The 23701-nt window shown below is 71.6% G+C and carries 20 protein-coding genes and 1 pseudogene; 13 read left to right on the forward strand and 8 right to left on the reverse strand.

Translation table 11 applies throughout. From position 1 onward, the window contains the following. Nucleotides 1–77: 77 nt before the first annotated feature. Nucleotides 78–2507: a right-handed parallel beta-helix repeat-containing protein gene (locus ACZ4AA_RS09335; RefSeq protein WP_467598013.1), complete on the forward strand. Its 2430-nt coding sequence runs from the start codon at nt 78–80 to the stop codon at nt 2505–2507. Here the strand turns inward: ACZ4AA_RS09335 and ACZ4AA_RS09340 are convergent. Next, on the reverse strand, nt 2477–4876 hold the full coding sequence (locus tag ACZ4AA_RS09340) for a hypothetical protein (RefSeq protein WP_467598016.1): 2400 nt from the start codon (nt 4874–4876) through the stop codon (nt 2477–2479). The genes ACZ4AA_RS09335 and ACZ4AA_RS09340 overlap by 31 nt on opposite strands. A gap of 282 nt (nt 4877–5158) precedes the next feature. Between ACZ4AA_RS09340 and ACZ4AA_RS09345 the strand changes: the two genes are divergently transcribed. Together ACZ4AA_RS09345 and ACZ4AA_RS09350 are read left to right on the forward strand one after the other, a co-directional pair. After that, complete coding sequence (locus ACZ4AA_RS09345; RefSeq protein ID WP_385399015.1) at nt 5159–5989, forward strand: DeoR/GlpR family DNA-binding transcription regulator; 831 nt, start codon at nt 5159–5161, stop codon at nt 5987–5989. Nucleotides 5990–6102: 113 nt separating this feature from the next. Next, entirely contained in the window at nt 6103–6582 is a 480-nt protein-coding gene (locus ACZ4AA_RS09350; protein WP_467598020.1) for an SRPBCC family protein, read from the forward strand. 57 nt (nt 6583–6639) lie between these two features. On the opposite strand, the gene ACZ4AA_RS09355 is transcribed toward ACZ4AA_RS09350, so the two are convergent. Next, complete coding sequence (locus ACZ4AA_RS09355; RefSeq protein WP_467598023.1) at nt 6640–7764, reverse strand: PLP-dependent cysteine synthase family protein; 1125 nt, start codon at nt 7762–7764, stop codon at nt 6640–6642. A 340-nt stretch (nt 7765–8104) separates the two neighbouring features. Between ACZ4AA_RS09355 and ACZ4AA_RS09360 the strand changes: the two genes are divergently transcribed. Beyond that, a complete protein-coding gene (locus ACZ4AA_RS09360; RefSeq protein ID WP_261703200.1) occupies nt 8105–8428 on the forward strand; it encodes a hypothetical protein in 324 nt (107 codons plus the stop codon). A gap of 214 nt (nt 8429–8642) precedes the next feature. Further along, complete coding sequence (locus tag ACZ4AA_RS09365) at nt 8643–9158, forward strand: ATP-binding protein (RefSeq protein ID WP_467598028.1); 516 nt, start codon at nt 8643–8645, stop codon at nt 9156–9158. A gap of 241 nt (nt 9159–9399) precedes the next feature. On the opposite strand, the gene ACZ4AA_RS09370 is transcribed toward ACZ4AA_RS09365, so the two are convergent. Continuing rightward, nucleotides 9400–9705: an SHOCT domain-containing protein gene (locus ACZ4AA_RS09370; RefSeq protein ID WP_467598032.1), complete on the reverse strand. Its 306-nt coding sequence runs from the start codon at nt 9703–9705 to the stop codon at nt 9400–9402. 236 nt (nt 9706–9941) lie between these two features. On the opposite strand from ACZ4AA_RS09370, the gene ACZ4AA_RS09375 reads away from it, so the two are divergent. Both ACZ4AA_RS09375 and ACZ4AA_RS09380 read left to right on the forward strand, forming a co-directional pair. Further along, nucleotides 9942–10541, forward strand: a complete 600-nt coding sequence (locus ACZ4AA_RS09375; protein ID WP_467598035.1) for a TetR/AcrR family transcriptional regulator — start codon at nt 9942–9944, stop codon at nt 10539–10541. Nucleotides 10542–10546: 5 nt separating this feature from the next. Continuing rightward, nucleotides 10547–11458: a phosphotriesterase family protein gene (locus tag ACZ4AA_RS09380; RefSeq protein ID WP_467598935.1), complete on the forward strand. Its 912-nt coding sequence runs from the start codon at nt 10547–10549 to the stop codon at nt 11456–11458. A gap of 23 nt (nt 11459–11481) precedes the next feature. Here ACZ4AA_RS09380 and ACZ4AA_RS09385 read toward each other — a convergent pair whose 3' ends face one another. Continuing rightward, nucleotides 11482–12720, reverse strand: coding sequence for an ROK family protein (locus tag ACZ4AA_RS09385; protein ID WP_467598038.1), 1239 nt, complete (start codon nt 12718–12720; stop codon nt 11482–11484). 81 nt (nt 12721–12801) lie between these two features. Then, complete coding sequence (locus ACZ4AA_RS09390) at nt 12802–13479, reverse strand: alpha-ketoglutarate-dependent dioxygenase AlkB family protein (RefSeq protein WP_467598937.1); 678 nt, start codon at nt 13477–13479, stop codon at nt 12802–12804. Nucleotides 13480–13537: 58 nt separating this feature from the next. On the opposite strand from ACZ4AA_RS09390, the gene ACZ4AA_RS09395 reads away from it, so the two are divergent. Next, entirely contained in the window at nt 13538–14692 is a 1155-nt protein-coding gene (locus tag ACZ4AA_RS09395; RefSeq protein ID WP_467598041.1) for a methyltransferase, read from the forward strand. Between the two features lie 139 nt (nt 14693–14831). Next, entirely contained in the window at nt 14832–16229 is a 1398-nt protein-coding gene (locus ACZ4AA_RS09400; RefSeq protein ID WP_467598044.1) for an FAD-dependent oxidoreductase, read from the forward strand. Between the two features lie 42 nt (nt 16230–16271). Here ACZ4AA_RS09400 and ACZ4AA_RS09405 read toward each other — a convergent pair whose 3' ends face one another. From ACZ4AA_RS09405 to ACZ4AA_RS09415, 3 genes are all read right to left on the reverse strand, one after another. Further along, nucleotides 16272–17504: an MAB_1171c family putative transporter gene (locus ACZ4AA_RS09405; RefSeq protein WP_467598047.1), complete on the reverse strand. Its 1233-nt coding sequence runs from the start codon at nt 17502–17504 to the stop codon at nt 16272–16274. Between the two features lie 425 nt (nt 17505–17929). After that, a complete protein-coding gene (locus ACZ4AA_RS09410) occupies nt 17930–18868 on the reverse strand; it encodes a class II fructose-bisphosphate aldolase (protein ID WP_467598050.1) in 939 nt (312 codons plus the stop codon). 67 nt (nt 18869–18935) lie between these two features. Then, nucleotides 18936–19817 (reverse strand): SIS domain-containing protein, encoded by an 882-nt coding sequence (locus ACZ4AA_RS09415; RefSeq protein ID WP_467598053.1) that lies wholly within the window; start codon nt 19815–19817, stop codon nt 18936–18938. Nucleotides 19818–19939: 122 nt separating this feature from the next. On the opposite strand from ACZ4AA_RS09415, the gene ACZ4AA_RS09420 reads away from it, so the two are divergent. The 4 genes and pseudogenes from ACZ4AA_RS09420 to ACZ4AA_RS09435 all read left to right on the forward strand — a co-directional run bounded on the left by ACZ4AA_RS09420 (nt 19940) and on the right by ACZ4AA_RS09435 (nt 23659). Further along, nucleotides 19940–20719: a DeoR/GlpR family DNA-binding transcription regulator gene (locus ACZ4AA_RS09420; RefSeq protein WP_467598056.1), complete on the forward strand. Its 780-nt coding sequence runs from the start codon at nt 19940–19942 to the stop codon at nt 20717–20719. A gap of 278 nt (nt 20720–20997) precedes the next feature. Next, nucleotides 20998–22443 (forward strand): glyceraldehyde-3-phosphate dehydrogenase, encoded by a 1446-nt coding sequence (locus ACZ4AA_RS09425; protein ID WP_467598059.1) that lies wholly within the window; start codon nt 20998–21000, stop codon nt 22441–22443. Between the two features lie 275 nt (nt 22444–22718). Further along, nucleotides 22719–23060, forward strand: a pseudogene (locus tag ACZ4AA_RS09430) (MFS transporter); the annotation flags it as partial. A gap of 368 nt (nt 23061–23428) precedes the next feature. Next, nucleotides 23429–23659 carry a helix-turn-helix transcriptional regulator gene (locus ACZ4AA_RS09435; protein WP_467598062.1) on the forward strand — a complete coding sequence of 77 codons (231 nt, stop codon included), beginning with the start codon at nt 23429–23431 and terminating at the stop codon, nt 23657–23659. The last annotated feature ends 42 nt before the right edge of the window (nt 23660–23701 follow it).

Consider the following 23701-nt stretch of genomic DNA (forward strand, 5'->3'; position numbering starts at 1 on the left):
ACCGGGATCCCGACCGACGGCGCATCAGCACGGCCTCGCAGGACCCGCGTACGACGAGGTGGGGGCACAACAGCGCCATGGCACAGGGCACGGTCCAGGTGACACACACCGGAACCTCGCGGTGGCGGCGCCGCACGGGTGAGTACGCATCGCTGGCCGCCGCCCTGGAGGCCGCGGCCGAAGGTGATGTGCTGACCGTCGCCCCGGGCACCTACCGGGAGAACCTGGTGGTGGAGCGGGCGGTCACGCTGCGCGGCCCCGAGGGTTTCCCCGGCTCCGTGCGCATCGCGCCGATCGACGGCGTGGCGCTGACCCTGCGCGCTGCGGCCGTGATCCAGGACCTGCATCTGGAGGGCCAGGACTCGGCCTCGCCGGCGCTGCTCGTCGAAGAGGGCACGCCGGAACTGCTGGACGTGCGGATCGTCACGCGTTCCGCGGCCGGGATAGAGGTCCGGGGGGGCGCCCGACCGACCGTGCGCCGGTGCACCGTCGACAACCCGGCGGGTGTCGGCATCGCCGTACTGGACGGCGGGGGCGGGGTGTTCGAGGAGTGCGAGGTCCTGGCGGCAGGTCAGTCGGGGGTCGTGGTCCGCGGGGGCGCGCATCCGCGGCTCGAGCGCTGCCGGGTGCACCACACCTCCGGTCCGGGGTTGTCGGTGACCGGCGACAACTCCTCGCTGGAGGCCGTGGGTTGCGAGGTGTACGAGGTCAAGGGCTCCGGGGTGCAGATCACCGCCCGGGCCACCGCCCATCTCACCGACTGCGATGTGCACCGCACGACCGCGGACGGGGTCACCCTCGACACGGACGCGGTGCTCACGCTCACCGACTGCCGTATCCACGACATCCCGGAGAACGCGGTCGACCTGCGCTCGCGCTCGGTGCTGACCCTGACCCGCACGAGCGTGCGGCAGTTCGGGCGCAACGGCCTGTCCGTCTGGGACCCGGGCACCCGGGTGGACGCCAACCAGTGTGAGATCTTCGACAGCACGGGCGACTACCCCGCGGTGTGGGTGAGCGACGGCGCGACCGCGGTACTCGAATCGTGCCGGGTGCACGACGTGCCGGACGCGCTGTTCGTCCTCGACCGGGGTTCGCGCGCGGACGTCGTGGACTGCGACATCTCCCAGGTGCGCAACACCGGGGTGTCCGTGAGCGACGGCGCGACCGCGCAGCTCGACGACTGCCGCATCCGCGACGCGGCCACGGGAGCCTGGTTCCGCGACCACGGCAGCGGCGGCAATCTGTCCGGCTGCATCATCGGCGGAACGCAGACCGGCGTGATCGTCACCAAGGGCGCCGATCCGACCTTCGAGCGCTGCACGGTCTCCTCCCCCGCCGAGGCGGGTTTCTATGTGTCGGCGGACGGCCGGGGCAGCTTCCTGAACTGCCGGGTGTCGGACAGCGGCGGCTACGGCTTCCATGTGATCGACGGCTGCCGGGCGACCCTGCGCAAGTGCCGTACGGAGCGATGCGCGCGCGGTGGCTACGAATTCGCCGACGCGGGCTCGGCGTCCGGTTCGGGTCCCGTGGTCGAGGACTGCGCGAGCGACGAGAGCGGCTCGCTGCGTACGCCGACGCACGAGACGGCCGTCGAGACCTCCGCCTCCTCCGTGAGCCTGCTGGGGACGATCCCCGGTCAGCGCAGCACCGAGCGGGAGCCGCTCGTCACCGCAGGCGGGCCCGAGCAGCCGGCCCGCGGATCGGGGATCGTCCTCGGTGAACTTGACACCCTGGTGGGCCTGGACAACGTCAAGCGCGAGGTGCGTGCCCTCACCGACATGATCGAGGTGGGCCGGCGCCGTCAGGAGGCGGGCCTCAAGGCCGCGTCCGCCCGGCGCCATCTCGTCTTCACCGGCTCCCCCGGGACCGGCAAGACGACCGTGGCCCGGCTGTACGGCGAGATCCTCGCCTCGCTGGGCGTGCTGGAGAAGGGGCATCTTGTCGAGGTCTCCCGGGTGGACCTGGTGGGTGAGCACATCGGCTCGACCGCGATCCGTACCCAGGAGGCGTTCGACCGGGCGCGCGGTGGCGTGCTGTTCATCGACGAGGCGTACGCGCTCTCGCCGGAGGACTCGGGCCGCGACTTCGGGCGCGAGGCCATCGACACGCTGGTGAAGCTGATGGAGGACCACCGGGAGGCGGTGGTCGTGATCGTCGCGGGGTACACCGCCGAGATGGAGCGGTTCCTGTCGGTCAATCCGGGGGTGGCGTCCCGCTTCTCACGGACGATCACCTTCAACGACTACATCCCCACCGAGCTGCTGCGGATCGTGGAGCAGCAGGCAGAGGAGCACGAGTACCGGCTGGGTCCGGGCGCGCCCGAGGCGGTCCTGAAGCACTTCACCGCGATCCCGAGAGGTCCCGCGTTCGGCAACGGCCGCACCGCGCGGCAGACCTTCGAGGCGATGGTGGAACGGCACGCGGGCCGGGTCGCCAAGCTGAACGAGCCGGACACGGACGACCTGACCCTGCTCTACCCGGAGGACCTGCCGGAACTGCCCTGAGCGCTCTCGCCCGGCCGCTGGCCCGGTAGCTCGGGCAGCAGCCGCTCCAGCAGGAGCCGGCGCTCGTCGGCGAAGACCGGGTCCGCCTGATAGTCGGAGTGGCCGAGAACCGGGGCGGGCAGCGGTTGCCGCTCGGTGCGACCGTAGGCGAGCGGATCCTTCAAGGGCTCGTGGTCGACCTCGGGGCCGCAGTCTCCGGACAGCCGGACGGGCCCGCCGATCGGGTCGGTGCGACGGTACAGATTGCGCCAGCAGGCCACGTCGCGGTGGAGCGAGGCCAGCGCGGCGGGGCCGAAGTGGGCCGGGAACCAACGTCCGTACAGGCGCTCCAGTGGTGAGCCGTAGGTGAGCAGCGCGACCCGCGCGCGGACGGAGGGCTCGAGCTGCCAGGCCGCGGCGGCGGCCAGCACGCTGCCCTGGGAGTGTCCGGAAAGGACGAGCCGTCCGCCGGTCGCCCGGGTCCAGGTGGCCATGCGCCAGGTGAGGTCCGGCACCGCGCGCTCGGCGTAGCAGGGTGGTGCGAAGGGGTGGGCGGCGCGTGGCCAGAAGGTGCCGACGTCCCACAGGATGCCGATGGTGCGGCGGGCGGCCGGGTCCTTGTAGGCGCGTCTGCCCCAGGTGACGAACACGATGAAGCCGAGGCCGATCAGCCAGGAGCCCAGAGCCTGCGCGGTCTTGGCGGCGCCGTGGACGAAGCCGTTCGCCCCGCGCGCCGCCTCGCTCGGGGCGTCACCGGTGGCGAGGGCGCCGGCCAGGGCACAGGCCCCGAGCAGCAGGGTCGCGGAGGAGAGGACGCCGACCATGAGGGGCGCCCGGTCGGTGAGCGTGGCCATCGCGCGGGTGCTCGCGATCCGGCGGGTGCGGGCGGAGTCCCTGACCTCGCCCGGGTAGTCGCGTTCGACGGCGATCGCCTCGCGTCGGCGCAGCCGCCAGGTGTGCCGGGCGAGCCGGCCGGTGAGCGCGAGCAGGACGACGAGCAGCGGCGGGATCACGGAGGCCTGCCAGGTCAGCAGGACGGGCGGGCCGGGGATCGAGTGGCGGGTGCCGTCGAGCCAGTCGGCGACCCGCTGGGACACTCCCCCGGACATCACGCCGCCGAGCGCGCAGGCCAGCATGGCGACGGCGGGCCCCGCGAAGCCGCGCATCGCGGTGCGTCGGTCGAGGGTGCCGTCCGCCGTGCGGTGTGTGTCCGCGGGTTCGGGGGTCGTGCGGTACAGGGCGCGGGCGACCACGCACAGGACGATCACGAGCAGGCCTTGGACGAGGGTGAGACCGCCGAACACGGCGTCGCCCGGCAGACGCCCCGCCGCATGCCAGCGGGGCCGTGCCCAGCTTGCGTACACCAGGGTGAGGGCGAGCAGGGCGACCGAGCCGAGCGGGAGCCGGCGCACGAGCGTCCGGTCGCGTCCGTGGTCGATCCTGTTCTCGCTGCGGCCGCGGCGGCAGACCACCCACAGCACGACGGCTCCGCCCACCAGCAGCGTCGCGCTCAGGAGATCGCCCAGGATCTCCAGGACGACCGGTCCGCCGGGGGCGCGGTCGTGGCGCGCGGCCGGGAAGCCCACGGCCACGGCGACGGTCAGGAATCCCGCGGCGGTGTGCGCGGCGCGCAGCCGGGCCACCAGACGGCGCCCGTACCAGAAGCCGGGGCGGCCGAGTCCGGTGCCCTCGGTCTCCTCGTCGTGCTCGGCGGCGCGGGCGATCGGCTGCTGCGACTCGTACGCGCTCCAGGTGCGGTGCGACAGGTACCACAGGAGCGTGGTGAGCGCGGCGGGCACGAGGGAGGCCAGGGCGAGGCGGCGGCCCGGCAGGCTCCACCAGCCGGCGTCGGGCCGGTCCGGGGAGAGGAAGCCGAGCCAGGAGTGGTTGCGTACACACAGTCGGGTGCCCGCGCACTGCCAGGCGGCCAGGTCGAGGGCGACCTCGCAGGCGGCGGCGACCAGCAGCACGGTGAGGGTGAGGCCGGCGAGACGGACGAGCAGTCCGTACAGGCGGACCGTCCGCGCGTGGCCGTGCGAGGCCGGGCGCATCCAGTGCGCGAGGTTGACGACCATGAAGGGCAGTAAGAGGAGCCACAGGGCGCGGGCGCCGTTCCCGGAGGTGAGGTTGCACCACACGTACGCCTCGCGCACCGGTCCGCCGCCGTGGTCCCCCGGGCGCTCCTCGGCGTCGACGTCGTCCGCGCGCCGGAAGACGGCCGCGGTCGTGTCGCCGGTGATCCGGACCGTCCGCGGATCGTTCAGCATCTCCTCCGGCGTGGCGCCGCCGACCCCGTGGACCAGCAGTTCAAGGGCGGTACCGGCTGCTTCGGGTCTTGGTACGGGGCTGCCTGGCTCCCCGTCGACGGTGTGTTCCCGTGCACGTTCCACTGTTCCGCACTTCCCCCGTGCCACGCGTCTCTCAGGTGTCATGTGCAGGCACAAGGCTCTCGCGTCGCGGCCCTCGTGTGCACCCCACGGCGCGAAATCTCCCCGATACGTGTGAATCCGGCGGCACGGGAGGGGCACAGCGTGCGCACGGGCAGTGGCGCGACCGAGGGTGTCCCGTGCGAGGATGGGTCGTCCTCCAGACCTCGGGCAAGGAGAATGTCCACGTGGGAGCGGGTTCGGGCGGAGTGTCGGGCAGAGAGCGACGAAAGGACCGGAGCGGTCGTGAGTGAGAATCAGAACCTCCTCGCGGAGCAGCGCCGCGCTCTGATCCTCGACGAGGTGCGCCGCCGCGGCGGCGTCCGCGTGAACGAGCTGACGCGCAGACTCGGTGTCTCCGACATGACGGTCCGCCGTGACCTCGACGCGCTGGCCCGTCAGGGTGTCGTGGAGAAGGTGCACGGCGGTGCGGTGCCGGTGGTCGAGGCGAGCACGCACGAACCGGGTTTCGAGGCCAAGTCGGGTCTGGAGCTGACCGCCAAGGAGGACATCGCGCGGGCCGCGGCCGAGTTGGTCGCGCCGGGTTCGGCGATCGCTCTGTCCGGTGGTACGACGACGTACGCGCTGGCCCATCACCTGGTGGACGTCCCCGACCTGACCGTGGTGACCAACTCGGTACGTGTGGCGGATGTGTTCCACTCCGCGCAGCGCACCTCCGGCCAGCGTCAGGGCGCGGCGACCGTCGTCCTGACCGGCGGGGTGCGCACACCATCCGACTCGCTCGTCGGACCGGTGGCCGACCAGGCCATCGCGGCCCTGCACTTCGACGTCCTCTTCCTCGGCGTGCACGGCATATCGGCCGAGGCGGGGCTGTCGACGCCGAACCTCGCGGAGGCAGAGACCAACCGGCGCCTCGTTCAGTCCGCGCGACGCGTGATCGTGATCGCGGACCACACCAAGTGGGGCACGGTGGGCCTGAGTTCGTTCGCGGCGCTGGACCAGGTCGACACGCTGGTGACCGACGGCGGGATGCCCGCCGATGCCCGCGCCGAGATCTCGGAGCATCTGCGGCGCCTGGTGGTGGCCGGTGAACCCGAGGACGATACAGACATCTGACGGACCGCCAGCTAGGGTGACGCTGCCCGTACCGCCGGTGACGCGTCGTGCGTCGTCGTGGTGCGGGCGCGCCCGGCCGCCGCTCGCGGCCGACCGGTCAAGGGGGTTCGCTCATGGCACGTCGACTGCGGCCGGTGGGGCCCGAGTTCGTCGAGACCGCGCCGCTGCGTCTGGTGTTCGCGCGGGAGGTCTCCGCGCCTCCCGCGGCCGTCTTCTCCGCGCTCGCCGAGGAGGTGTCCGGCTGGAGCGAGTGGTTCTCGGCGGTGACCCTCGTCCGGTCCACCGCCGACGGCGGCGGGCGTGAGGTGCGCCTGCGCGGCGGGGTGCGTTTCGAGGAGACCATCGTGGTCAGCGAGGCTCCCGAGGTGTACACGTACCGGGCGGACACCACGAACGCGCCGGGCCTGCGTGCCCTGGTCGAGGAGTGGCGGCTGACCCCGGCGGGCGAGGGGACGCGGGTGCAGTGGACCTTCGCCGCCGACGGAACCGCCGTGTTCCGGGCGGCACTGAACCTGGGGCGCAGTGGTCTGGGCCGCGCGTTCCGGGACGCGGTGAGGGCGCTGGACCGCAGGCTCGCGTCGGCGTCCGCCTGAGCACCCGGCCGGCGCCCGACCCCGCACCACCGCGCACCCGGTGCGTGCCGCCCCGCGTCAGGCCGGCCAAGCCCCCGTCTCCAGCACGGAGTTGATGGCCGTCGTGTACGGCGCGATGTCCAGGTCCTGTTCGGCCAGCCACGCGTCCGAGTAGTACTTGTCGAGATAACGCTCCCCGGGGTCGCACAGCAGCGTCACCACGCTTCCCGTGCGCCCCTCGGTCACCATCTCGGAGACGATCTTCAGGGCGCTCCACAGGCCGGTGCCCGTCGAGCCGCCCGCCTTGCGGCCCATGGCCCGCTCCAGGGCCCGTACGGCGGCGACGCTCGCCGCGTCCGGCACCTTCATCATCCGGTCGATGGCCCCGGGCACGAAGCTGGGTTCGATACGCGGCCTGCCGATGCCCTCGATGCGCGAGCCGCGGTCGCACGTGACGTCCGGCTCCCCGGTGATCCAGCCTTCGAAGAAACAGGAGTTTTCCGGGTCGGCGACACAGATGCGGGTGTCCGCCTGCATGTAGTGGACGTAGCGGGCGAGGGTCGCCGAGGTGCCTCCGGTGCCGGCCGTGGCGACGATCCACGTGGGTTCCGGGAATCGCTCCAGGGCCAGCTGGCGGAAAATGGATTCGGCGATGTTGTTGTTCCCGCGCCAGTCCGTCGCCCTTTCCGCGTAGGTGAATTGATCCATGTAGTGACCGCCGGTCTCGGCCGCGAGAGCGACGGACTCCTCGTAGATCTTGCGTGAATCGTCCACGAAGTGGCACTGCCCGCCGTGGAATTCGATCAGCCGGCATTTCTCGGCGCTCGTGGTGCGGGGCATGACCGCGATGAAGGGCACACCGACGAGGCCCGCGAAGTAGGCCTCGGACACGGCCGTCGAGCCGCTGGACGCCTCGATCACCGGCCTTCCTGGCCGGATCCAGCCGTTGCACAGGCCGTAGAGGAAGAGCGAGCGGGCCAGGCGGTGCTTGAGGCTGCCCGTGGGGTGGGTCGACTCGTCCTTCAGATACAGATCGACTCCCCACTCCTCGGGGAGCGGGAAGCGCAGCAGATGGGTGTCGGCCGAGCGGTTCGCATCCGCCTGGACCTTGCGGACGGCCTCTTTGAGCCAGCTGCGGTAGCGAGCGTCGCTGCGGTCGACATCGAGGGTCTCACCGGCGCGGATCGGCTGGGTAGTGCTCACGGGACGGCTCCTAACGCGTGGCGCCGACACCGCGTCGACTGGCCTGATCTCTCGATCATAGGCACCTTCCGCAAGCTTCTCACCTGCATAAATACACCTTTGGGCGGCTCAAAGGCACCCCTGGGGGGACGGGCGCGATCCGGTTACGGGCAGCGGCCGGACGGTGTCCGAGGGGGCGCATCCCGGCCTTTGCTCCCGTCACCACCACCGCCTCGCCATACGTACTGGTGCTCGGCGCCACCTGCGGGCAGACTGCACCGCGCGGGGCGGTCGCGCCCGACGCGGATGCACACTGGGTCACGACGGAACACAGCCGGAGCGCACAAGGGGGCGGAGCATCATGGCGGAGCCGGAGTTCACTGCCACGGGCGTGCGGATCGGGAAGAGGCTGCGTTCGCTCACCCGGGCCGGTCAGGTCCGGATCAGCGACGGCAGGCTGGAACTGCTCACCAGCTACGGCAGCGAGATCGACAGCGCGCCGGTGCAGGCGGTGCGCGCCTCGAAACCCTGGTTCGCCCACGAGGACCGGGCGTTGGCGGACGTCAACGGCACGCGGTACTCGCTCACGCTCGGCGAGCACGATCCGGCGCCCGGCCGGCCGGGGCCGCCGTCCGCACGCCGCTTCATCGAGGCGGTCCGCAGGGCGGCCGGACGCAGCGGCTGACGTGCGCCGACGGCGCCCGCAGCACATCCCGAGGCACCGCGAGTTGCGGGACCGTGTCCCCTGGGTCACTCTGATGTCACATCACTCTGGGTTTACCGGCGATAACGCTGCGAACCAGCCCGCCGGTCATCACAGCAGGCGGCCGTTCAACTCAGCCACTCTGCTGGATCCGATCTCCGCCTTCTTCCGGACCTCAATTCGGGGAGTCGCAGCCGTGATCAGCCAGCCAAGCAGGCATTGCACGGTGGAGCTCCAAGCCCTGCCGTCGCGGATCGGCCAGGTCCGCAGAATCGTCTCTGCGCAGTTGCGCTACTGGCATCTGGACCCCTTGATAGACCGGGCGGCGCTCGGCGTGACCGAGCTGTTGTCGAATGTCCACCGGCACGCCCAGCCGGACAAGATCTGCACCGTCGAGATCGAGCTGCTGCTCGACCGGCTCACGGTCTCGGTGCACGACCACGACCCCCGGCTTCCCGTCATACGCGAAGCCGGCCCCGGCTCCACCTGTGGACGCGGCCTCGCGATGGTCGCGGCGATGAGCGAGAGCTGGGGTGTGCGGCCCGAAGGCGAGTCCGGCAAGGCCGTGTGGTTCACGCTTCCGGCGTCCACCCCCGTGGTGGCGGCCTCGCTGCGTCCGCCGTACGAGGTCGCGAGCGAGGTCACGCTCCGGCAGACCGTCGACGTCCTCAGGCCCGAACACGCTCCCGCCCGGTCGGCCGTTGCCGGCTGACCGGGCGGTGATCCCCTTTCGTACGCCGACCCCTCACGGACGTCGTACGACACAGGGGCGCTCCCGGTGAGGTTCGGGGACATCCGCGGAGTTCACGAACACCCGTGAAGTGCACGAAAGTCCGCGGAGTTTCGCGAACGTCCGCGGAGTTTCGCGAACGTCCGCGGAGTTTCGCGGACGTCCGTGGAGTTTCACGAACGTCCGGCGCCGGGTGCCGCGCCCCGGCGGGCGGTCTCGCCCGTCATACCGCGCCCCCCTTGCCCGCGCGTCCGAACTGCTCGTCGAGGACGGACAGCCGACGCCAGTACTCGTCCTCGTCGATCTCCCCGGAGGCGAAACGCCGGCCGAGCACGGCGATCGGCGAGTCACCGGCCGGCAGCGAGCCGCCGGGGCCGAAGCCTCCCGTCGCCCGCCAGGGGCCGCGGCGGCCCCGCCACGCGGTGCGTCGCAGCACGGTCACGACGCCGATCACGACGGCCGCCCAGATCAGCGGGAAGAACAGGATCCACGGGCCGGGGCCGCCGTCCCAGTTCGCCAGGGTCTGCATCTCGGGTCATCTCCTCGGTGGAACCACGCGTCCGCGCGGAATCTCGGCCACGCGTCCTCACGGGGCCTCTTGCTGATGCTTCGAGACTCGCCCCGACAGGGGGTCCGAGTCGTCGTACGGCCAGCGGCCGTGCGCGTACCTCCCGGGGAGTACGCCGGACGCCCCGGACTGCTTCCCGCGGCCGCGGGCGGCCGGTCGCGTCGATGGCTCGAACAGCTCTCTCTGTACCTACTGGTATGTACAGTGAACGCATGAGCACTCCCGACCGCCTGATCGAGTCCACCCGCGAGCTGCTGTGGGAGCGCGGATACGTGGGCACCAGCCCCAAGGCGATCCTGGAGCGCGCGGGCGCGGGACAGGGCAGCATGTACCACCACTTCCGGGGCAAGCCCGACCTGGCCCTCGCCGCGATCCGCCGTACCGCCGAGGAGCTGCGCGCCACCGCCGAGGGCGTCCTCGGCTCGCCCGGATCGCCGTACGAACGCCTCGATGCCTATCTGCGCCGGGAACGAGACGTCCTGCGCGGCTGCCCGATCGGGCGGCTCACGATGGACGCGGACGTGATCGCGAGCGACGAACTGCGCGCACCGGTCGACGAGTTCCTCACATGGCTGCGCGAGCGGCTCGCCGCCGTCGTCGAAGAGGGCAAGGAGCAGGGGCAGTTCTCCCCCGGTCTCGACGGCGGCGAGATCGCCTCGACGATCGTCGCGACGGTCCAGGGCGGCTACGTCCTGGCGCGGGCCTCCGGCTCACCGGCCGCCTTCGACACCGCGGTCCACGGACTGCTCACCCTGCTGACACCGGGTGACCGGCCGGCCCGGGGCGGGCGGCGGTGAGTCCGGTGCCCCTGATCCGTACGGTTCTCGGCGATGTGCTCCCCGAGGACCTCGGCGTGTGCGACGCGCACGACCATCTCTTCTTCGCCAGTCCGCAGCTCCCGGGCCAGGAGCTGTGGGACACCTCCGCCGCGCGGGCCGAACTCGCCGCGTTCCGCGCACAGGGCGGCAGCGCCGTGGTCCAGTGGACTCCGTACGGGCTCGGCAGGCGGGCGGCGGATCTGCCGCCGGTGTCCCGCGACGCCGGGGTCCATGTCGTCGCGGCCACCGGACTGCATCAAGCGGCGCACTACACGGAGCGGTTGCTGCGCGAGATGCGCGGGAGGCTGGCCGGGATCTTCACGGCCGAGCTCACGAAGGGCATCGGGACGACGGGAGTCCGGGCCGGGCTGATCAAGGTCGCGGGTGGCTTCCACGCCCTGGACGCACACGCCCGCTGGACGATGGCCGCCGCGGCCGAGGCCCACCACGCCACGGGGGCGCCGATCGCCGTGCACCTGGAGCTGGGCACCGGCGCGCTGGACGTACTCGACCTGCTGTGCGGCGAGTTGGGGGTGCCGCCGCACCGGGTGATCCTGGGACACCTCAACCGTTCCCCCGACCTCGTGGTGCAGCGCGAGGCCGCCGCGTCCGGCGCCTACCTCGCCTTCGACGGCCCCTCCCGCGCCCACCACGGCACCGACTGGCGCCTGCCCGACGCCCTGCGCGCCCTGGCGGACGCCGGTTTCGGCGACCGGCTGCTGCTCGGCGGCGACACGACGACCGCGGCGGCCCGCTCGGTCGACGGCGGCCCCGGGATGCCGTATCTGCTGCGCCGCGTCCGGCCACGGCTCGAACTCGCCCTGGGCAAGGCGCTGGTGGACCGGATCCTCGCCGATAACCCCGGCCGTGCCTTCGCCGTCGCCTGGCCCGACTGAACGTCGCACAGGCGGAACGAACCTCAGACGGGCAGCGCCTTCAGGGGGTCGTCCAGTACCGGCTGCCAGGCCAACTCGGCTGCCCCGACGAGGCTGTTGTGGTCCAGCGTGCAGGCGAGGATCGGCACCCCGCCGCTGCGTCCCCACAGGCTGCGGTCGGCGACGACGGCACGCAGCCGGTCCGGGTCGGCGTCCAGCAGGGCGCGGTGCAGTCCGCCGAGGATGATGCGGTCCGGGTTGAGGATGTTGACGAGCCCGGCCAGGCCGAGGCCGAGCCGGTCGATCAGCGCCTCGATGGCCGTACGGACGGCCGGATCGGCGCTCTCGTCGCGGATCAGCTCGTTGGACTGCTGGAGCAGTGACACCTCCGGGCCCGGGGTCCGGCCGGCCGCGGTGAGGAACGCCAGCGGGTCGGCCTCGACGTCGAGGCAGCCGCGGCTTCCGCAGTGACAGGGACGGCCCTCGGGGTTGACGGTGAGATGGCCGACCTCCAGGGCGAGGCCCGAACTGCCGGTGTGCAGACGCCCGTCGAGCACCAGGGCACCGCCGACGCCCCGGTGTCCGGTCGCCACGCACAGCAGGTCGCGGGCGCCGCGTCCCGCTCCGTGCCGGTGCTCGGCGAGGGCGGCGAGGTTGACGTCGTTGGCGGCGAACGCCGGTCCCTCGATCCCGGCCGCGCGCACCCGCTCGGCGAAGATCTCCCGGACGGGCGAGCCGGCGGGCCAGGCCAGATGCAGCGGGTTGAGCGCGAGCCCCTCGGGTTCGGCGACGGCCGAGGGTACGGCGAGACCCGCGCCCACACACCGGCGTCCGGTCGCGCGGAGCAGTTCGGCGCCCGCGTCGACGACCGAGCCGAGCACCTTCGCGGGATCGGCGTCGACGGTCTCGCAGCCGGGTGCGGTCGCGACGATCCGGCCGCCGAGGCCGACCAGCGCGGCGCGGAACCCGTCGGCGTGCACCTGCGCGGCCAGCGCGACCGGCCCGTCGTCGGCGAGCTCCAGCCGGTGCGAGGGCCGCCCCTGCGAACCGGCGGCGGCACCGGGCCGCGCGTCGACCCGGATCAGTCCGAGGGCTTCGAGTTCCGCGGCCACCGCGCCCGCGGTCGCCCGGGTGACGCCCAGCTCGGCGGTGAGCACGGCACGCGTCGGCGCGCGTCCGGTGTGCACCAGTTCCAGCGCCGGTCCGAGTGCTCCGCGCCCTCGGTCGAGCCGTGTCCGCGTGCTGCCGTCCCCCGCCGTCCGGGGGCCCACCTTGCCGTTCATGAGGGCGAGTCTCCCATGATCCGCTCCCGCGCGGCCCGCCCGGTCACGCCGGGCCCCGCCCGCCCGTGACGGCTTCCCCGGCTACCCCGTGGGCTCCGGCGGGAAGCCACTGGCGCGGAGCGTGAGGTTCAGCCTCCCGGTCAGACCCAACTCCGGGGGCGCCGTGCCCGCGTACACCTTCGTCACTCCGTGGTACGCGAGCCGTGACGGGCCGCCGAACACGAAGAGGTCGCCGCTGCGCAGCTCGATGTCGGTGTACGGCCGCGTGCGGGACTCGGTGTTCCCGAACCGGAAGACACAGGTGTCGCCGAGGCTCAGCGACACGACCGGGGCGCCGCACGATTCGTCGCTGTCGCGGTGCATGCCCATACGGGCTTCGGCGTCGTAGAAGTTGATCAGCGCGATGTCGTAGCCGGCGGACCGATCCGCGCCGGACGCGTCGGTGCCGAGCGCGTCCGTGACCGCGTCACGGGCCAGCGTCCCGAGCCGGCCGGGAAAGGGTTTCACCGGCGATCCGTCGCCGTCGACCACCGTCCGCGCGTAGCCGTACGGGTACCAGTGCCAGCCGAGACACACCTGGCGCGCGGTCATCGTGCCGCCGCCGGGGGTGCGGACGGTGCGCAGGCCCGCGGGCGGCCTGGCCCAGCCGCGGCAGGCCTCCAGGAGCTGCCGCTGGCCCACCGCGTCCAGCCAGTCCGGGAGGTGCACGGCACCGGGCGCGATCACCGTCCTGCCGCGCGGGAACAGCTCCGCGTCCATCGACATGCCCTCATCCTCGCGCATCCCCGGCGGCCCGGTCGCTTAGCCTTGACCCACGATGAGCGACCGGATGACGACACCCTGGGGCGAGTACGAACTCGCCCGCTTCCCCGAGGACCCCCGCGAACGACTGCGCGCCTGGGACGCCGCCGACACGTATCTGCTGCGGCACCTCGCGGAGAGCGGCACCGCGCTGACGGGCTCGGTCGTGATCGTCGGTGACCGGTGGGGCGCCCTCACGACGGCCCTGTCCGCGCGGCGGCCGACGCAGATCACCGACTCCCACCTGGCCCGGGAGGCGACCCGCGCCAATCTGGCGCGCGCCGGTGCGGAGGAGTCCGGGGTGCGGATCCTGACGACCCAGGACCCGCCGCCCGAGCGGATCGACGTGCTGCTCGTGCGGGTGCCCAAGAGTCTCGCCCTGCTGGAGGACCAGCTGTACCGGCTGGCGCCCGGTGTGCACGAGGGAACCGTCGTCGTCGGCACGGGGATGGTCAAGGAGATCCACACCTCGACGCTGCACCTCTTCGAGCGGATCCTCGGTCCGACGCGCACCTCGCTGGCCGAGAAGAAGGCCCGGCTGATCTTCTGCACCCCGCTCCAGGGGATCGCCAGGAAGTCCAACCCCTGGCCGTACAGCTATCAGCTGCCCGACGACGTCGGTCCGGTCTCCGGCCGCACGGTCGTCAACCACGCGGGCGTCTTCTGCGCCGACCGCCTCGACATCGGCACCCGCTTCTTCCTGACGCATCTGCCGCGCAGCCGGGGCGCCGAACGGGTGGTGGATCTGGGCTGCGGCAACGGCGTGCTCGGTACGGCCGTGGCGCTGGCCAATCCCGAGGCCGAGGTGCTGTTCGCCGACGAGTCGTACCAGGCGGTGGCCTCGGCGGAGGCGACTTACCGGGCGAACGCCGGGGGGAGCGCCGAGTTCCGGGTCGCCGACGGGCTGGAGGGCGTCCCGTCCGGGAGTGTCGATCTCGTCCTGAACAATCCCCCGTTCCACTCGCACCAGGCGACGACGGACACGACCGCGTGGCGCATGTTCTCGGACGCCCGGCGCGCGCTGCGGCCGGGCGGCGAGCTGTGGGTGATCGGCAATCGGCACCTCGGCTACCACCTCAAACTGCGCCGGCTCTTCGGCAACAGTGAACTGGTCGCGGGCGACGCCAAGTTCGTGATCCTCCGGGCCGTGAAGAAGGAAGCGGGGCGGTAGTCCGACCGACCGGACCCCCTGCCGGGGGACGGGTGGACTCCCCACCGGGGACAGAATTCCCTCACTTTTTGATCACCCCTGGACACGCGCCCGAACGTCCGTACAGTGATGTCGATCACCAATGACATCTGGGGGAACTATGTCGCGCCGCGCTGTCGTCATCGGCGGGAGCGTGGCCGGCATGCTCGCCGCCGCGGCCCTGTTCCGCTCCATGGACGAAGTGATCGTCCTGGAACGCGACGAGCTGCCCGACGGGCCCTCCCCGCGCAAGCGGACCCCCCAGGCGCGACACGCCCATGTCCTGCTGCCCAGCGGACGCGAGGCCATCCGGGAACTGCTTCCGGTGGCGGACGTGCACGGACGCCTGCTCGCCGCGGGAGCCCACGAGCAGCCCCTGACCGACATGCTGGGTTTCGGACCGCAGGGTTGGTATCGCCGCTGGCCGACCGTGACCGACGACCTGATGCTCACGTGTTGCAGCCGCGACCTGCTCGACTGGACCCTGCGTGACGCCGTCCTGAGCACCACTCCCGTCGTCGTCCGCCGGGCCGAGGCGCTGTCCCTGCTGGGAACCTCCCAGCGCGTCACCGGCGTCCGCGTCCTCGCCGAGGGGCTGGAGGAGGATCTGCGGGCCGATCTCGTCGTCGACGCGAGCGGACGCGGATCGCGTGTCGAGCACTGGCTCGAGGCACTCGGCGTGACGGACATACCCACCGACGAGGTCGACTCTGGCCTCGTCTACGCAAGCCGGCTGTTCCGCGTTCCGCGGGGCGCGGAGGGCTTCCCGCTCACGCAGGTCGAGGCGGACCCCACCGCTTCCCGGCCGGGGCGTTCCGGCAACCTGGTGCCGATCGAGGGCGGGCGGTGGCTGGTGAGCCTGGCGGGCACCCGCGGCAGCCAACCCGGCGACGATCCGGAGGCGTTCACCGAGTTCGCCCTCAACCTGCGCCATCCGCTCGTCGGACAGCTCGTCTCCGCCGCCGAGCCTCTCAGTGAGGTGTTCCTGAGCCGCAGCACCCGCAACAGGCGCCGCGAGTTCGACAAGGTGGACATGCCCGAGGGGCTGGTCGTGCTCGGTGACGCCGTCGCCACGTACAACCCCGTCTACGGCCAGGGCATGTCCGTCGCGGCCCTGGGTGCCCAGGCGCTGAGCCGGCAGTTGCGGCAGACCGACGTCACCGCTGCGGGCTTCGCCCGCGACGTCCAGAAGGCGGCCGCCAGATCCGTCACGGCCGCCTACACGATGAGCACCTCCCAGGACCAGTGGTTTCCCGAGGTCGTCGGCCGGGCTCCGACGCTCGTGGACCGGCTGCTCAGCAGCTACATGGGCCGGATGGGGCGCGTGGCGACCACTTCGTACGAGGTGTCCGCGGCCATGTGCAGGGTCATCACGCTCCAGGAGGACGCGAGCCGTCTCGTCCAGCCCAAGCTGCTTCTCGCCACGCTCAAGGGACCTGGCATGGAGCCCCTGACCGGGCCGCCGCTGACCCCCGAGGAGAGCGCCTTCGTGGACGCCATGGGCCCGCTGGCCGTGTGACGGCCGGCTCGGCCCGGGGACCTGCCCTCGTACGGGGCGCGGTCAGGACAACTGTCGCACCGCGGTCCTCCGCGACTGGACCACGGCGTCGACGATCGGCGTACGCACCGCCTTCGCCAGGCTCAGCAAGGACGGCTGTCCCGTGTCCAACGATCGTGAACCCGCCGCCGGCCGGCGCACGCGCGCGCTGACCGAGACCAGCACGTCGACATCACCGACCGAGATGCCGATGGTGCCCGTCTCCGGCACGGAGGCCGGAGCCTCGGCGAGGGCGGCCACGGCGACCATCGCGGCCATCCCGATCACCTCGGCCTCGGCCGCGGTCGACCCGGCGGCGAGCGCGTCCCGGTAGGCACCCTGCCACACCTGGTCGTCGAGCTGCCCGGCCAGTCGCTTGAGGCCGTCCCGGATGGCGGTCTCGCGTGTGGTGAGCCGCAGTTCGACATCGCCGATCGTCCGCCACGGCAGTTCCGTGACGCGGCGCCGACGGCTGGTCGGCTCCGCCAGCAGCCGGAACAGCGGACGCAGGCGCACGAACGTGACGGTCGAGTCGACGCGCCGGCCGACGAGAGGGAGGATGTACCCGGCCGAGGCCAGGCAGGAGCCGACCGCCACCAGCGGCGCGACGCTGGTGCTGAGGCCGTCCCAGTGGTGTCCGAGCCAATGGGCCGTCAGCGCCACGGACTTGACGACGCTGTAGGCACTGGTGAACAGCCAGCCGAGCACCAGCAGGGCGAGCGAGCCCCGGGTCCAGCCTCTCACCTTCCCCATCCAGCTCCAGCACAGCAGGGTCGTCGTCACCGCGGCCACCATGTGCGCCATCAGGTACAGCACGATCATCTCGCGGATGAACGGCGTCGAGGCGTAGTAGGTGTCGAAATCGGCCCGGCGTTCGACCGGCGTGTTGCCCAGCGAGAACAGCACGCCCTCGGCGGCGATCACTCCGAGGTAGCTGAACAGCCAGGCCCGGGACGTGCGCCGCACCTGGACGGGGTCGCTGCCGCGCCAGTGGACGATGAGGATGAGGGAGGCCGCGCCGAACGCGGTCACCGCACCATAGGTCAGCGGAGCCGCGATGTTCGGTATGCCGGTGAGGCTGTTGACCAGCGCGACGGTGGGCGGCGCACCGAGCGCGAAGCAGAGTCCCGACAGCAGGATGACGGCGCAGAAGGACCGTTTGATCGGGTCGTCGCGGTGGCGGCGCAGGTCGGGCAGTTGCGCGGCGAATCCCGCCCAGAGGACGGCGGCGGCCAGGTAGTAGATCAGTCCGTTCACATCGGGCCCAGAGGTGTGCGTGGACCGAGTCCCCCGTACGCGCCGCCGAGGCGCACCGGCCTACGGATATCAGCCAGAAGTTGACCGCTCAAGGCCTTCTCCGTTCTGCGGCCGGCCCAGCGCCGGACCTGCCCCGAAAACACCGCAAACCCCTGCTCCCCGCGTTCATGGGGCCTACAGACGCGTGCCCGAGTGGCCTCCGGGGCGAAGACTCACCCGCGAACGTGCCGTGCCGTTTCGGCCTCCTCATGGTTCTTCACCCTAGCCACCTCCGCGCCCACTCGAACTGTCGTCGGTGCAAAAGCACATGTGTGGAAAGTTGCTTCCGATCGGCCCGGCATCTGGCGAGCGGTCACTTTGAGGCACATATCCGGCCGTAGCGGCATCTGGGGGCGGGTGGCGGATGACCGAGGCGCCGGGCGGGGTCAGCCCCGCAGCACGCCGATGAGCCTCGCCACGGTCCGCGCCATCGCCTCGCGCCCCACGCTCAGATACTTCCGCGAGTCCACGGCGTCGGGGCTGGCGGTGAGGAACTCCCGGATGGCGCCCGTCATCGCGATGTTCAGCGCGGTGCCGACGTTGACCTTGGCGATACCGCCCTGGACGGCGGCCCGCAGCTCGTCGTCGGGCACCCCGGAGGAGCCGTGCAGGACGAGGGGTACTCCGAGCGCGGCGGACAGGCGCTTGAGCAGGTCGTGGTCGAGGGCCGCGGTCCGGGTCGTCATCGCGTGCGAGCTGCCGATCGCCACGGCGAGCGCGTCCACGCCGGAGTCGGCCACGAAAGCACGGGCCTCCAGGGGATCGGTGCGGGCACCGGGTGCGTGCGCGTCTCTGGGCGCCTCTCCGTTCTTACCGCCGATCTCCCCCAACTCGGCCTCGATCCAGAGGCCTTGGGCATGCGCCCAGTCCGCTGCGGCACGGGTCGCGGCGAGGTTCTCCTCGTAGGGCAGGTGCGACGCGTCGTACATGACGGAGCTGAACCCGGCACCGGGCGCCTGGCGCAGCAGGTCGTCGCTGCGCACATGATCGAGGTGCAACGCGACGGGCACCGAGGCCCGTTCGGCGGCGGCCGCCGCCGCGCTGGCCAGCGGAAGCAGCCGGCCATGACGGAACTTGACGGCGTTCTCGCTGACTTGGAGGACGACGGGCGCGCCGGCCGACTCCGCCCCGGCTATGACCGCCTCGATGTGCTCCAGGGTGATGACGTTGAACGCGGCGACGGCGGTACGGGGCTCGGCGAACCCGGGCTCGGACTTGGACTCGGCGGTACGGGACTCGGCGGTATGGCGCCCGGTGGGCCGGGGCTCGGTGGTGCTGGGCTCGGTGGGCCGGGCGACCAGGTCACCGGTTGCTGCGAGGGGCACAACTCCTCCTGCTCCATGGGGGATCGTGTCGATCGGGCGGCTCGGGCGAATCGGCGCCCCGGCCGCTTCACTGGCCGAGGATCACCGAGCGGGTGAGATGGCGGGGCCGGTCGGGATCCAGGCCGCGCGCCGCGGCGACGGCGACGGCGAGGCGCTGGGCACGGACGAGTTCGGCGAGCGGGTCGAGGCCGCCGTCCACCCACAGCCCGCCGGTGCCCCGGACCTGTTCGGCCAGCCCTTCGGGCGCGTCGCCGAGCATCCACGTAGCGGTGCCGCTGGTGGTGATGCTGATGGGACCGTGCCGGTACTCCATCGCCGGGTAGGCCTCGGTCCAGGCGAGAGACGCCTCGCGCATCTTGAGGCCGGCCTCGTTGGCGAGCCCGACGGTCCAGCCGCGGCCGAGGAAGGTGAACTGCGAGCAGCCGACGAGCCCTTCGGGCAGCGGGGCCTCCAGCGCGGTGCGCGCGTCCGCGACGACGCCGTCACCGTGCAGGCCGAGGTGGGCGCGGAGCAGGGTGAGCGCGGTCGTCGCGAAACGGGTCTGCACGACGGACCGTTCGTCGGCGAAGTCCAGCACGACGACCTCGTCCGCGGACTTCATCACGGGCGTGTCCGGATCGGCCGTGACGGCGGTCGTACGGGTGTGTCCGCGCAGCCGTCCGAGAAGTCCGAGCACTTCGGTGGTCGTCCCGGACCGCGTGAGGGCGACCACGCGATCGTAGGAGCGGCCCGCGGGGAACTCCGAGGCGGCGAAGGCGTCGGTCTCCCCCTGCCCGGACTCCTCGCGGAGCGCGGCCGCGGCCTGCGCCATGAAGAACGAGGTGCCGCACCCCACGATCGCGACGCGCTCTCCCGCCGCCGGCAGCGCGGCTTCGTGGGCCGCCGCCTCGTCCGCGGCACGGATCCAGCACTCGGGCTGGCTGCTCAGCTCTTCCTCGACGTACGTCATGCCGTACCCCTCCCACTGATGCTCGTTTCTGCAAGATATAGCGAGCTTTCGAGCACAATCAAGCATTCGAGGTGAGATGAGGTGCGTTAAGGTCGCGGAAGAACGAGGAATGGAGCGCGTTGATGTCGCGGGACGCCCGATGGAAGGCGCTGCTGGAACTGCTCCTGGAGCAGGGCCGGCTGGACGTCGAGGACGCCGCGGGGCGGCTGGAGGTCTCGGCGGCGACGATCCGGCGCGACTTCGATCAGCTCGCCGAGCAGCAGATGCTCGTCCGCACGCGGGGCGGCGCGGTCGTGCACGGCGTCTCCTACGAACTCCCCCTGCGCTACAAGACCGCCCGGCGCGCCTCGGAGAAGCAGCGCGTCGCGAAGGCGGTGGCCGACCTCATCACCCCCGGGGAGGCGGTGGGCCTCACCGGCGGCACCACGACGACCGAGGTGGCCCGCGCTCTCGCCGTGCGCCCGGACCTGGCCTCGGGCTCCCCCGCGCTGACCGTGGTCACCAACGCGCTGAACATCGCGAACGAGCTCGCCGTGCGTCCCCAGTTCAAGATCGTCGTGACCGGCGGGGTCGCCCGGCCGCAGTCGTACGAGCTGATCGGGCCGCTGGCCGACGGCGTGCTCAAGCAGATCACCCTGGACGTCGCGGTGCTCGGCGTGGTCGCGTTCGACTCCGCGCACGGCGCCGCCGCCCATGACGAGGCGGAGGCGGCGATCAACCGCCTCCTGTGCGAGCGGGCCGAGCGCGTGATCGTCGCCGCGGACTCCAGCAAGCTGGGGCAGCGCGCGTTCGCCCGCATCTGCGCGGCCGAGTCGGTGGACACCCTCGTCACGGACACGGCGGCGGCACCCGAGACGATCCAGCGGTTCGAGGAGGCGGGGGTCGCGGTCATCGTCGTATGACCACGAGAACCGAACCCGCCACCGTGGCACCTCACGTCGGCAGCCCCATCAAGGACCGCCCCCCCCGCTCGCCCGCACCCACGCAGACGGGCCCACCCGCCGTGGGCACGCCCACCCACCCTGGGCCCGCCCGCACTGCCGAGCCCGCCATACCGCCCCGCCGCCCGCCGTCCAGCGCCGCGAAACTCCCGCCCGCCCCGTAAGTGGACACCGCATGAACGACGAGAATCAGGGTCCGGTTACCATATGAGCGCCACCTAGCTCGAAAGATGGATTCTGTGACTGTCAACGACGACGCGTTCACCAACTGGAAGACCCGCGAAGAGATCGCGGAGTCGATGATCCCCATCATCGGGAGGCTGCACCGGGAACAGGACGTCACCGTCCTCCTGCACAGCCGCTCCCTCGTGAACAAGTCGGTGGTGAGCATCCTCAAGACCCACCGATTCGCCCGGCAGATCGCCGGCGAGGAGCTCTCGGTCACGGACACGCTTCCGTTCCTCCAGGCGCTCACCACGCTCGACCTCGGCCCGTCCCAGATCGACATCGGCATGCTCGCCGCGACCTACGCGGCCGACGACCGCGGTCTGTCCGTCGCGGAGTTCACCGCCGAGGCCGTCTCCGGCGCCACCGGCGAGAACAAGATCGAGCGCCGCGAGGGGCGTGACGTCGTCCTCTACGGGTTCGGCCGCATCGGCCGTCTGATCGCCCGGCTGCTCATCGAGAAGACCGGCTCCGGCAACGGCCTTCGGCTGCGCGCCATCGTCGTACGCCAGGGCGGCGACCAGGACATCGTCAAGCGCGCCTCGCTGCTGCGCCGCGACTCCATCCACGGCCAGTTCCAGGGCACGATCACGGTCGACGAGGCGAACAGCACGATCGTCGCCAATGGCAACGAGATCAAGGTCATCTACGCCAACGATCCGTCCGAGATCGACTACACGGCGTACGGGATCAAGGACGCCATCCTCGTCGACAACACCGGCAAGTGGCGTGACCGCGAGGGCCTCTCGAAGCACCTGCGCCCCGGGATCGACAAGGTCGTGCTCACGGCGCCGGGCAAGGGCGACGTCCCCAACATCGTCCACGGCGTCAACCACGACACGATCAAGCCGGACGAGCAGATCCTGTCCTGCGCCTCCTGCACCACCAACGCGATCGTCCCGCCGCTCAAGGCGATGGCGGAGGAGTACGGCGTTCTGCGCGGCCACGTGGAGACCGTCCACTCGTTCACGAACGACCAGAACCTGCTGGACAACTACCACAGCTCCGACCGCCGTGGCCGCTCCGCGCCGCTCAACATGGTCATCACCGAGACGGGTGCCGCCTCCGCGGTCGCCAAGGCGCTGCCCGACCTGAAGGCCCCCATCACCGGCAGCTCGATCCGCGTCCCGGTGCCGGACGTCTCGATCGCGATCCTCAGCCTGCGCCTCGGCCGCGCGACCACCCGCGAGGAAGTCCTCGACTACCTCCGCAACGTCTCGCTGACCTCGCCGCTCAAGCGCCAGATCGACTTCATCAGCGCCCCCGACGCGGTGTCCAGCGACTTCATCGGCTCCCGCCACGCCTCGATCGTCGACGCCGGCGCCACCAAGGTCGAGGAGGACAACGCGATCCTCTACCTCTGGTACGACAACGAGTTCGGCTACTCCTGCCAGGTCATCCGGGTCGTCCAGCACGTCTCCGGGGTGGAGTACCCCACCTTCCCGGCACCGGCGGTCTGAGCCGACAGCCGCAGCGACACGCAGCCGTATCCGTACACCGTTCGCCGCCCGGGCAGCCGGGACGGCGGACGGTGACCGGCCGGGGGCGACAGGGAATCCCGCGTCATGGGGTTCCCTGTCGCCCCTTGTTCGCGTGGGCCTCACCCGGCCCCACCAGGGCATTCGCGCGCGCCCACGCCCCTCGGATCCGGGCTCTCCGCCTTCTTGCCCCGAACGTGGGAGCCGTCTAACGTGAGTTTGTGCCACTGGTAAACAAAACCGTTCCGCACAGCGTTGTGCCGGACCGCTCCCTCACCCGCCTCCGCCTCGTCCTCACCACCTTCTTCGCCCTCGACGGCTTCGTCTTCGCCGGCTGGGTCGTGCGCATCCCCGCCATCAAGCACCAGACCGGTGCCTCCTCCGGCGCCCTCGGCCTCGCCCTTCTCGGCGTCTCCGCCGGAGCCGTCATCACCATGATGCTGACGGGACGGCTCTGCCGGCGGTTCGGCAGTCACCCGGTGACCGTGGCCTGCGCGGTGCTGATGTCACTGAGCGTGATCCTGCCCCCGCACACCCACTCGGTGCCCGTCCTCGGACTGGTGCTGCTGCTCTTCGGGGCCGCGTACGGGGGTATCAACGATAGTCCTGCACTAACAAGCGACTCACGCGGTTGCCCACCTCGCACACCCGGCACCAAGGCCCTGACCAGCGGATGGGCACAGAAGAGCCCCGCTGGGTCTGAGGCTTCCGTTCCCCTCGCCCGGCGGGGCTCATTGGTACGTACAACAGCTTCCCGGCTCCCGGCGCCGAAGGGAAGCACTGTGGCGGCATATGCACGGGGAATTTTCCTGGCACGATCTGCGGCGCAGACCCGGCCCGCCAGCGTCTTCCGGGACGCCGACGGGCCGGGGGCTTTCGGGTGCCGCATCACGATCGGATGCTCCTGATCATAAAAAGCGACAGGCCTGACGCTGACATGTGATCATGGGATGTCCAACGTTGTCTAGTGCCCCGCGAACAGCCTCAGTGGATCATCGACAGGCGTCGCGACTTAGGCGATCGCGTCCGCCGCCTGCGCCTCGCGGCGAACTACACCCAGGAGGCCTTCGCCGAGGCCACCGGCATCGACCGCCGCACCCTCCAGCGCATCGAGACCGGCACCAGCGACCCCCGATACGGGGATCTCCTCAGGATCGCGGCGGCCCTGGACGAGTCCGTGACGGTCCTCGTTGACTGAACAGCTCCGTCGTTCCGGCAGGGAACGCCGGAGCCATCATCA

Source organism: Streptomyces sp. NPDC024698 (genome assembly GCF_055559015.1).